The organism is Sphingobium sp. LSP13-1-1.1 (assembly GCF_040676415.1).
Classification (GTDB): Bacteria; Pseudomonadota; Alphaproteobacteria; order Sphingomonadales; family Sphingomonadaceae; genus Sphingobium.
Genome location: NZ_JBEGHU010000006.1, coordinates 96195 through 105742 on the forward strand (window position 1 = coordinate 96195; position 9548 = coordinate 105742).

General features: G+C 66.6%; 11 protein-coding genes. 6 read left to right on the forward strand and 5 right to left on the reverse strand.

Translation table 11 applies throughout. From position 1 onward, the window contains the following. Positions 1-90: 90 nt before the first annotated feature. A complete protein-coding gene (locus MRBLSP13_RS05850; RefSeq protein WP_133653964.1) occupies positions 91-861 on the forward strand; it encodes a CsgG/HfaB family protein in 771 nt (256 codons plus the stop codon). A 124-nt stretch (positions 862-985) separates the two neighbouring features. Here the strand turns inward: MRBLSP13_RS05850 and MRBLSP13_RS05855 are convergent, their stop codons facing one another. Further along, positions 986-1438 (reverse strand): DUF6456 domain-containing protein, encoded by a 453-nt coding sequence (locus tag MRBLSP13_RS05855; protein ID WP_363753321.1) that lies wholly within the window; start codon positions 1436-1438, stop codon positions 986-988. A 95-nt stretch (positions 1439-1533) separates the two neighbouring features. Between MRBLSP13_RS05855 and MRBLSP13_RS05860 the strand changes: the two genes are divergently transcribed. From MRBLSP13_RS05860 to modA, 3 genes are all read left to right on the forward strand, one after another. After that, the gene (locus MRBLSP13_RS05860; RefSeq protein ID WP_133653944.1) at positions 1534-2097 is read left to right on the forward strand and encodes a helix-turn-helix domain-containing protein; all 564 of its coding nucleotides are present in this window, start codon (positions 1534-1536) and stop codon (positions 2095-2097) included. A gap of 130 nt (positions 2098-2227) precedes the next feature. Further along, positions 2228-3403 (forward strand): glycosyltransferase, encoded by a 1176-nt coding sequence (locus MRBLSP13_RS05865; RefSeq protein ID WP_363753324.1) that lies wholly within the window; start codon positions 2228-2230, stop codon positions 3401-3403. Positions 3404-3506: 103 nt separating this feature from the next. After that, on the forward strand, positions 3507-4280 hold the full coding sequence (gene modA, locus MRBLSP13_RS05870; RefSeq protein WP_363753327.1) for a molybdate ABC transporter substrate-binding protein: 774 nt from the start codon (positions 3507-3509) through the stop codon (positions 4278-4280). 38 nt (positions 4281-4318) lie between these two features. On the opposite strand, the gene MRBLSP13_RS05875 is transcribed toward modA, so the two are convergent. Then, positions 4319-5065: an HAD-IIB family hydrolase gene (locus MRBLSP13_RS05875; RefSeq protein ID WP_363753330.1), complete on the reverse strand. Its 747-nt coding sequence runs from the start codon at positions 5063-5065 to the stop codon at positions 4319-4321. A gap of 122 nt (positions 5066-5187) precedes the next feature. Here MRBLSP13_RS05875 and modB point away from each other — a divergent pair, with 122 nt between their 5' ends. After that, entirely contained in the window at positions 5188-5886 is a 699-nt protein-coding gene (gene modB / locus MRBLSP13_RS05880; RefSeq protein ID WP_363753333.1) for a molybdate ABC transporter permease subunit, read from the forward strand. Next, positions 5876-6484, forward strand: coding sequence for an ATP-binding cassette domain-containing protein (locus MRBLSP13_RS05885; protein ID WP_363753336.1), 609 nt, complete (start codon positions 5876-5878; stop codon positions 6482-6484). Before modB ends, MRBLSP13_RS05885 begins: the two co-directional genes overlap by 11 nt. 42 nt (positions 6485-6526) lie before the next feature. Here MRBLSP13_RS05885 and MRBLSP13_RS05890 read toward each other — a convergent pair whose 3' ends face one another. The 3 genes from MRBLSP13_RS05890 to MRBLSP13_RS05900 form a co-directional block, all read right to left on the reverse strand. Continuing rightward, the gene (locus tag MRBLSP13_RS05890) at positions 6527-8164 is read right to left on the reverse strand and encodes a beta-3-deoxy-D-manno-oct-2-ulosonic acid transferase (protein WP_363753339.1); all 1638 of its coding nucleotides are present in this window, start codon (positions 8162-8164) and stop codon (positions 6527-6529) included. Positions 8165-8433: 269 nt separating this feature from the next. Further along, entirely contained in the window at positions 8434-8874 is a 441-nt protein-coding gene (locus MRBLSP13_RS05895) for an HIT family protein (RefSeq protein ID WP_363753342.1), read from the reverse strand. A 108-nt stretch (positions 8875-8982) separates the two neighbouring features. After that, positions 8983-9548 (reverse strand): 3-oxoacid CoA-transferase subunit B (locus MRBLSP13_RS05900; RefSeq protein ID WP_363753345.1); only part of this gene is annotated, 566 nt, incomplete at its 5' end.

A 9548-nucleotide genomic window follows, 5' to 3' on the forward strand; every position in this document is an offset into this window, starting at 1 on the left:
GCGCGTCTGCGCGGTTGTGCTAGAGGATGGGTCCAATATCGGGGCGCTACAAATCAAAACCAGTTCAGCAACTTTCAGGGGTGCATGACAATGCGTGTGTTCGCGAAGTTCATCGCTGCCGCAGCCGGCCTGGCTGTCGCGGCTTCTCCGGCGATGGCCGCCGACAAGGGTTCGTCCGCCCGCCAGCAGCAGGCGAAGAAAACCGCCGAAATTCCTCATTGCACCCGGCGCCTCGGCACGGTGGCGATCGTCGAGCCGGACAACCAGTGGTGGCGGGAACTGAACCTGGGCAGCCCGGAGGCGATCCTCAAGGTGTTCATCCAGCAGTCGGGCTGCTTCGGCATCGTCAATCGCGGCCGCGCCATGGCCAGCCGCAATATGGAGCGCGCCATGGCCGACTCCGGCGAGCTTCAGGCCGGGTCGAACCTGGGCAAGGGACAGGTGAAGGCGGCTGACTATTATCTTCAGCCCGACATCGTCTCCTCCAACAAGAATTCAGGCGGCAACGCGCTGGGTGGAATGCTGGGTGGAATGCTGGGCGGCCGTACCTTCGGCGCGCTCGCTGGCGGCATCTCGATCAAGAAGAGCGAGGCCAATGTGACGCTGTCGATCGTCAACGCCCGCACGACCGAGGAAGAGGCGCTGACCGAGGGCTATGCCCGCAAGTCGGACCTGAGCTTCGGCGGCGGCGGCGGCGCGGGCTGGTGGGGCGGTTTCGCCGCGGCCGGCGGCGGCGGCTACCAGAATACGGAGATCGGCCAGGTGATCGTGCTCGCCTATCTGGACGCCTATACCAAGCTGGTGACGCAGCTCGGCGGCTTGCCCGCCAATGCTGCGGCGGCGGCGCCGCGCGCCCAGTAAGCAGGCTGGCGACACCCGCGACCATCGCGGAAAAGGGGCGCTGCCGGAACCCGGTCAGCGCCCCTTTCCTGTTTCTCCAAGGGCAGATTTCGATCTGATTGAACCAGATCGGTCGGAAATCGCTTCAGCTGATGCGGTACCATGCCGCCACGCGATCCAGCGCCAGCGTCAGCACCAGCTTGCCGGCGCGCGTCGGCCAGCCCAGCGCCCTTTCCGCCGCACTCAATCCCTCGCCCGCGCAGACGACCCGCCACAGCACGTCGGCCAGGCCCGGACCCGCAGCGCGAATCGCACCGTCGAATCGCTCCCGGGCGGACAATTGCGCCAGGCCCGGCTCGGCCGCCGCTGCGCCGCCGCGCTGCCGCCCCGGCGCAGCGTCCCAGCGCATCGTGACGCGCGGCCCCAGTCCCGCCTTTTCCCAATCGACCCGCAGCCTGTCCCCGGCGAGATAATGCCGCTCGCTCAAATGCCCGCGCGCATGCAGCCAGGCGAGCGGCGATTCGTGCAGGTTGACCGCGACCTTCTGCGCGCGGCCGAAGGGATCCTCTATGGTCTGTTCGATGCATTGCGTGGCCATGGCGCTTCTCCCTGCAGGAATCGGAAGCGGGGGCTTGCCATGCCAGCCTGTTTGTAGGAAAGCATTAAAACCAAATAGGTAAAGCAGGACATATCATGATCACCCGTATCCGGGAGGTACGCAAGGCCAAGGGGCTGACGCTGGAACAAGTCGGCGCCCTGTGCATCCCGCCCACCACGGCCCAGACCATCGGCCGCCTGGAAACCGGCACCCGAACCGTATCGGTCAACTGGCTGAACCGCATCGCCCAGGCGCTGGGCGTCGCCTCTTCCGAACTGGTCGCCCTGCCCGGCCAGAATGTAGTTCCTGTCGCCGCACTGCTGGGTCCGGAGGGCGCCCGCGCGCCCACCCGCCCGCTCTCGCTTCCCCCGCCCGCCCCGGCCGATGCGATGCTGGGCGTGCAGGTGTCGGGCAGCATCGGGGATTACCGTAGCGGTGATGAAATCTGGTGCCGCCGCATCACGCCGGAGGAATTTTCCAGCGTGCTGAACCGCGACCTGCTGCTGCCGCGCCACGCCGGACGCTTCCTGTTCGGGCGGCTGATCGGGCGGGAGGATGACCGGCTGCACATCCTCCCGCTGGGCAGCGGCACGCGCCAGCAGGTGATAAGTGACCCACCTTGGGGCGCCGTGGCGGTCCAACTGGTCAGACGACTGTAGACAAAGGCGGTTTCATCCTTAACCCTGTCCTGATCATGTCTGCCGAAAACAGATCCGCCCATGCATTTTCACGTCAGGCCGCCTTGCCTGACGATTCGGACAATGCGGGAAAAAGAGATAGTTGGATGCGATGGCCCTGAACGTCCTGATGCTGTCGACCCTGTTCCCGGACATGAGCCGCCCGAATTTCGGGGTCTTTGTGGAACGGCAGGCACGCGAACTGGCGAGCCGGGACGGCGTCAGCGTCACCGTAGTCGCGCCGCTCGGCATTCCGCCATGGCCGCTGTCGATGGCGAAGCGCTACGCCGCCCTGCGCGCCCTGCCGGCCAAGGAGAGATGGCAGGACCTGACCGTCCACCGCCCGGTCTTCCCGATCGTTCCCAAATTCGGCGGCCGTTTCAACGTCCACAGCATGACGCGCGCCATATTGCCGCTGGTCAGGCACCTCCATGCGCAGCAGCCCTTCGACGTCATCGACGCCAGCTTCTTCTTCCCCGACGGCCCGGTGGCGCAGCGCCTGTCCCGCGCGCTCGGCATTCCCTATTCGGTGAAGGCCCGCGGCGCCGACATCCATTATTGGGGCACGCGCAGAGGCACCCGCAAGATGGTGAAGCGCGCCGCCGACGATGCCGCCGGACTGCTTGCCGTGTCGGGTGCGATGCGCCGATCGATGGCGCACATGGGCATCGATGCCGACAAGATCCGGGTTCATTATACCGGCGTCGACCTTGATCGCTTCGAAATAAGCGATCGCGCCGCTGCCAAGGAAAGCCTGGGTTTCGAAGGGCCGGTGGTGCTGTGCGTCGGCGCGCTCATTCCCCGCAAGGGGCAGGAGTTGCTCGTCCGCGCACTGCCGCAACTGCCGGGCGTCACGCTGCTGTTCGCCGGACAGGGGCAATATCGCCGGGCGCTGGAAAAGCAGGCGGAGGAGCTGGGCGTCGACCGGCGCATCGGCTTTCTGGGGTCGGTTCCGCACGACCGTCTGCCGCGCATCTATGCCGCGGCCGACGTCATGGCGCTTCCCTCCTCGTCCGAAGGCCTCGCCAATGCCTGGGTCGAGGCGCTGGCTTGCGGCACCCCCATCGTGATCAGCGATGTCGGCGGCGCGCGCGAACTGCTCGACCGTCCGGAGGCCGGGCGGATCGTCGCCCGCGAACCCGAAGCGCTGGCTGCCGCCATAAGCGAAATTCTGGTCGAGCCGCCCGAACGGGAGGCGGTGCGCCAGGCCGCACTGCGTTTCACCTGGGCCGCGAATGGCGACACCCTGCTGGAACATCTGCGCTCCATCGCCGGCCAGCCGGGCTGATCACGCCTTGCCGTCCACGCCGGCGTCGTGACATCCTCATGCGCCTCCGCCTGACCAATGGCAGAACGAGACAAATGGGCGCGGATCTGGCAGAAGCGCGGCCATGCCGAAACTGATTCTCCGCGCTCTCGCCTGTATCTCTATATTCTTCTATATATCATGGGTGCCAGCCATGGCGCAGCAGCGTGGCCCGCTGGTGCTGGCCGCCGCCAGCCTGCAGGAGGCGATGACCGCCGCCGCCAATGCCTGGGTAGCCCAGCGCCATGCCCGGCCGGTCCTGTCCTTTGCCGCCTCCTCCGCCCTGGCGCGGCAGATCAGGAGCGGCGCCCCGGCCGACCTGTTCGTCTCGGCCGATGAAGAGTGGATGGACGATGTGGAGAAGGCCGGCTTCGTCCAGCGCGGCAGCAGGGCCGACATGGCGGGCAACCGCCTGGTGCTGATCGCCCCGGCGCGCGCGCCGCTGCGGCTTCGGATCACGCGCGGCATGCCGATCGCCAGGGCGCTGGGCGGCTCGCGGCTGGCCATGGCCAATCCCGACAGCGTGCCCGCGGGCAAATATGGCAGGGCCGCGCTGACCGCGCTGGGCGTCTGGCCCGACGTCGCGAACCGGCTGGCGCTGGGCGACAATGTGCGATCCGCGCTGACCCTGGTGGAACGGGGCGAAGCCCGGCTGGGCATCGTCTATGCGACCGACGCCCGGGCATCGAAGGCGGTTGTGCTGGTCGACAGCTTTCCGGCGGGCAGCCACGCGCCGATCCGCTATCCGCTCGCCCGCCTGAGCGCGAGCCGGAACCCGGAGGCGGAAGGCTTCCGCCGCTTCCTGCTGTCGCGGGCGGGACAGGATATTCTCGCACGCTACGGGTTCAGCCGGCGTTGATCCCACCCTCCCGCCAGCGCGAGAGGGATGTTCATGCCCTATTTCTGACAGGCGACGATCGCGTCGATCACCGCCAGCGTTTCCTGCGGATCGCGCACACGCACCGTGTCCAGCCCCAGTTCCTTGGCCGGATAGTCGTTGCCACCGGGGAAGATCGCATCGCCGATGAACATCATCGCCTCCAGCGCGATCCCGCTGGCATCGCGCAGCTTTTTGAGGCCATAGGCCTTGTCCACCCCCTCCCGCGTGATGTCGATGGAGGTCGCGCCGCCCATGTTGATGGACAGCCCCGGCAGGCGCTGGCGCAGGTCGGCCTGGATCACCTTGCGCTTGGCGAAGTCGGGATCCCATATTTCCTTGGCATGGATGGGCGCCTGCTGGCCGAGCGCGGAAAAGGTGATCTGGCTGCCGCGATCCTCGATCCGTTCGCCCCACACCTCTTCCGGCACGAAGCCCGTCGCCTCCAGCGAGGCGTCGAACGCCGCCAGGATCGCCTGCTTCTGCGCCTCCTCGAACAGTTCGGCATAGACCGGCGCCCACTGCCCTTCGCGATGGGTGTACAGCTTGGTGCCCGTCGTCGGCATCAGCCACAGGCGCGAACGGTCGGCACGCTCCGGCAGTCGGCTCGCCACCTGCTTGTCGAATTGCGGCCAGTCGCCGCCGGAGATCACCGCGACATGCGCCACCTGCAACAACCGCGCCAGCGCGTCGCCCATCGGCTCGCCCAGCGGCTGCTTGCTCTCCGCCAGCGTTCCGTCAAGGTCGAAGGCGATCAGGTCTTTCATGCGCATGCTCCGGTCTGAAGGGCCGTTCGCCTTTGCCCTCTGGCTCCCTGCGACGCAATGCCGATGACGGGGTTGATGATGGGGGCTGGTGTTTTCCCCTATCCTGCCCGAAAGAGGGCGGCATGATCCTCTCTCCCGAAGAATGGGGCATCGTTACGCTCTCGCTCCGGGTCAGCCTGGTGGCCGTCGGGCTGATGCTGCCGGTCGCCTTCGCCTTCGCCTGGCTGCTTGCCCGTTGGCGCTTTCCCGGCAAGCTGCTCGTCGACGCGCTCGTCCACCTGCCGCTGGTCGTGCCGCCGGTCGTCACCGGATGGCTGCTGCTCGTCCTCTTCGGCGCGAACGGTCCTTTGGGCAGGCTGTTCGAACAGGCGTTCGGCCTCAGCTTCATGTTCCGCTGGACCGGCGCGGCGCTTGCCTCCGCGATCATGGCGATGCCGCTGATGGTGCGCGCGATGCGGCTGTCGATCGAGGGCATAGACCGGCGGCTGGAACAGGCAGCGCAGACGCTGGGCGCGGGCCGGTGGCGCGTGTTCCTCACCATTTCGCTGCCGCTGTCGCTGCCCGGCATAGTGGCGGGACTGGTGCTCGGCTTCGCCCGCTCCATCGGGGAATTCGGCGCCACCATCACCTTCGTTTCCGACGTTCCGGGCGAAACCCGCACCCTGCCCATCGCCATCTATTCCGCCTTGCAGTTGCCGGGCGCGGAAGCGGCGGTGACCCGGCTTGCCGTCATTTCGATCCTGCTGTCACTCGGCGCGCTCGTGACATCGGAGGCATTGGCGCGTCGGGCGAGCGGCGGACGGACCAACCATGTCCTTTGAAATTGCCATCGACCATCGCATCGGCGACCGTCCCATCCACCTGCGGGCACAGGCCGGCGCAGGCCTTGTCGCCCTTTTCGGCCCCTCCGGCGCGGGCAAGACCAGCATCCTCAACATGGTCGCGGGCATCCTGACTCCCGATAACGGCCGGATCGCGGTGGACGGCGAGACGCTGTTCGACAGCAGCGCGGGCATCGACATTCCCGTTGCCCGGCGGCATGCCGGCTATGTCTTCCAGGACGGACGCCTGTTCCCGCATATGCGCGTGCGCGCCAATCTGCTCTACGGCCGCCATGGCGACGCGCCGCTATCGTTCGACGCGGTCCTGGACTTTCTGGGCATCGGCCATCTGCTCGACCGCTGGCCGGCGACCCTCTCGGGCGGGGAGGCGCAGCGCGTGGCGATCGGGCGGGCGCTGTTGTCCGGACCCCGTTTCCTGCTGCTGGATGAGCCACTCTCCTCGCTCGATCCGGGACGGCGCGAGGAAATCCTGACCGTGATCGAACGGATGAAGCGCGATCTCGCCATGCCGATGCTCTATGTCAGCCACGACCGCTACGAAGTCGACCGGCTGGCCGATCAGATCATCGCCCTTTGACGGGAAAGGCGACGGAGGAAGAGCAAGGTCCTGCGCCGGGCATCAACGATGGAAATAATCCGCGGACAAAGTCATGAATCTCTGCAACTTCCCCTGCAAGGTACGCAGCCGGATCAACCATGACGTCGGGGACGGCGCCCCGCTTGCCAAGCGCTCGACCATGATTTCAGGTCCGCATGGCAAACGCGTGACCGGGTCCAGATAGCGTGGGTAGAGAATCAAGGCTCCCGCCACGAGCTGATGGAGCGTGAGCCGGCGCCCGCGGCGTTCATTGGGCACCGCCAGATCACGCGTCAGCCCCCAGCCGGCATAGAAGGGCATGCCGTGGACCGTCACCGGCCGGCCGCGCATCAGCGCCTCGAACCCGGTGAGGGAGGAGAGGACATGGACCTCGTCCACCGTCTGCACCAGCTCCATCAGCGGCGACCCGGTATCGATGGCATCGGCGTGCCCCAGCACCGCCGCATCGCTCAGATGCCCCTTGCGCAGGCCCGCCTGCACGTCGGGATGCGGGCGATAAACGATATAGGCATCTGGCTCGGCCGCCCGCACCCGCTCCAACAGGTCGAGATTGCCCGTCACCCCCGCGCCGCCATATTCGACCGACAGATCATCCTCGACCTGCCCGACCGCCAGCACCGTGCGGCGACCGTGAGGCAGATCGATCATCTGCCCCCCGCCCGCGCCATATTTCGTGACGCCCGACGCCTGGATCATCGTCAGAAGCCGTGCCGCCCGCCGTTCCAGCGCGGGCGTGAAGACCGTGGTCGACAACAGCCTTTCCATATCGCTGGCCGAACGCGCATCATAATAGATGCCTGTCCGGTCGATCACCACCGATCCGGGCGGATGCAGCGCCGCGCCAAGCCCCTTCGACCGCAGGAAGCCATCCTCTACCCGGGCAATGGCCACGCCCTGCCGGCGCGCTTCCTCCAGCATGTCCGGCGTCACGCGCGATGGCCAGACCGCCAGCACGCCATCCCGCCTGGCGGCCCGCCGCAAACCCTTGCGCGCAGGCAGGAAGGGCGGTGACCCCACACCGTCCCACAGGAACCGCCGGATCGCCTCCCGCTTCCAGAGCGCCATGCCGCTTGCCGCCGCAATGCCGTGATTGCCGTCCAGATGACGTCGCCAGTCGGCCAGTTGCGCGACCGCCTGCGCGGCGTCGACATCCTCCCCGCTGAAACAGTCGTGATAGGTCGCCGCCGCGATCGCCGCGCGCGCGCTGTCGCGCAGGGTCGCCGGCTCGATGGCCGCACCGTCCGCGCCGAAGACCGGCACATGCAGCAGCCCGGCGATGATCGCCAGTTCGTCGTCCGCCGCGGCATGGACAGAGCGCGCGCCCGCGACCAGGGTCCAAAGGTCGGTGGGTTCCGGCAGGGCGTGGCCGGGATCGGGGCCGGCACCGCCCCCCGATTTCCCCACTATCCCGATCTCCCGCCGCGTCAGCCCGCTCAGCATGGCGTGCGGGACAGCCACGCCGGCCTGTGCGACCAGCCTGATACCGTCGGGCCTGTGCCCCCAGAAGGTGCCGCCGACCCGCGCCTCCGCAACGGCATCAAGCAGCGCGTCAGGGACGGCGGCAACGCCTTCCCCATCCCGCCGCACGCGGCTTATCGCCGCACTCGCGGGCGCGACGCCCGGAAAGGGGGGAGAGCGCAGAAATGGTGTCGCGTTCACGTTGAAAAGCCGTCCCCCGTCACGACTATATTAGCGCGAATGGAGCGACGCTTCAGCCACTCGAAAACGCAATCCATACAACAGCTTCTGTGATGGCCCGGGACAAGGACGTCAAGCGGAAGCGCGAAGCGTCATTTCGTCCCGCATGCCGGTGACGATGTCGAGATAATCCCGCCATGTCGACGCCCGCCATGCCGCGATCCGCGCCAGCCCGGAACCTTGAACGGCCTGAGCGCCATGTCAGCGCGCTTTCACGAGCATTTGGCGCATCAGAACTGGGCGCGTATCTCTTCGGCCAGCTTCTGCAGTTCCACCGGATCGGCAAAATCGCCCTGCGCATGGGCGACGAAGCCGCGCTGCTGCCCTTCCCAGCGCGGCACGATATGGAAATGCAGGTGGAACACGGTCTGCCCGGCGGGCGCGCCGTTGAACTGCGCGACATGGATGCCGTCGGGATCCAGCGCCTTGCGGGTGGCGTTGGCGACCTTCTTCACCGTCGCAATCACCTGCGCCAGCGCCTCATCCTCGGCTTCCAATATGTTCCGCGCCTTCGACCATTTGGAAATGACCAGGCTATGCCCCTTGGACTGCGGTTGGATGTCGAGGAAGGCATAGCTGTGCTCATCCTCGTAAAGCCTGATCGAAGGGATCTTCCCTGCCAGGATCAGGGCAAAGACATTGCCCTCGTCATAAGTGCCGTCGAGGCTCATCGTGCTTCCTCAGAGCGATTTCCAACTGATCCGACTGGATCGCCGATCGGGAAATCGCGGTAAACAAAAAAGCTTGGCGCTTCGATGCGAATGAATCCGATCGAAGCCCTAAGCCAGATAATGCGCGCTTGTCCTTTCGGCGACGTCGTCTTCTGTCACGCCTGGAGCGAGCTGGACGAGGCGGAAGGGGCTGTCATGGTCGGGCCGCTGGAAGACGCAGAGGTCGGTGACGATCATGTCGACCACATTCCTGCCGGTCAGCGGCAGGGTGCAGGCCGGGATGAACTTGGGGCTGCCGTCCTTGGACGTGTGTTCCATGACGACGATGATCTTCTTGACGCCCGCGACCAGGTCCATCGCGCCGCCCATGCCCTTGATCATCTTGCCGGGGATCATCCAGTTGGCGATGTCGCCATTTTCCGCAACCTCCATCGCGCCCAGAACGGTGAGGTCGATATGCCCGCCGCGGATCATCGCGAAGCTGTCCGCGCTGGAGAAATAGCAGCTCTGCGGCAATTCGCTGATCGTCTGCTTGCCCGCATTGATGAGGTCGGCATCCTCCTCCCCCTCATAGGGAAAGGGGCCGATGCCCAGCATGCCGTTCTCCGACTGCAGCGTCACTTCCACGCCGGCGGGGATATGGTTGGCCACCAGCGTCGGTATGCCGATCCCCA

Bases quoted from the DNA above. Each gene is read 5' to 3' on its own strand.
- MRBLSP13_RS05850 (WP_133653964.1), top strand. From the start codon at position 91: ATGCGTGTGTTCGCGAAGTTCATCGCTGCCGCAGCCGGCCTGGCTGTC.
- MRBLSP13_RS05855 (WP_363753321.1), bottom strand. From the start codon at position 1,438: ATGGCCACGCAATGCATCGAACAGACCATAGAGGATCCCTTCGGCCGC.
- MRBLSP13_RS05860 (WP_133653944.1), top strand. From the start codon at position 1,534: ATGATCACCCGTATCCGGGAGGTACGCAAGGCCAAGGGGCTGACGCTG.
- MRBLSP13_RS05865 (WP_363753324.1), top strand. From the start codon at position 2,228: ATGGCCCTGAACGTCCTGATGCTGTCGACCCTGTTCCCGGACATGAGC.
- modA (WP_363753327.1), top strand. From the start codon at position 3,507: ATGCCGAAACTGATTCTCCGCGCTCTCGCCTGTATCTCTATATTCTTC.
- MRBLSP13_RS05875 (WP_363753330.1), bottom strand. From the start codon at position 5,065: ATGAAAGACCTGATCGCCTTCGACCTTGACGGAACGCTGGCGGAGAGC.
- modB (WP_363753333.1), top strand. From the start codon at position 5,188: ATGATCCTCTCTCCCGAAGAATGGGGCATCGTTACGCTCTCGCTCCGG.
- MRBLSP13_RS05885 (WP_363753336.1), top strand. From the start codon at position 5,876: ATGTCCTTTGAAATTGCCATCGACCATCGCATCGGCGACCGTCCCATC.
- MRBLSP13_RS05895 (WP_363753342.1), bottom strand. From the start codon at position 8,874: ATGAGCCTCGACGGCACTTATGACGAGGGCAATGTCTTTGCCCTGATC.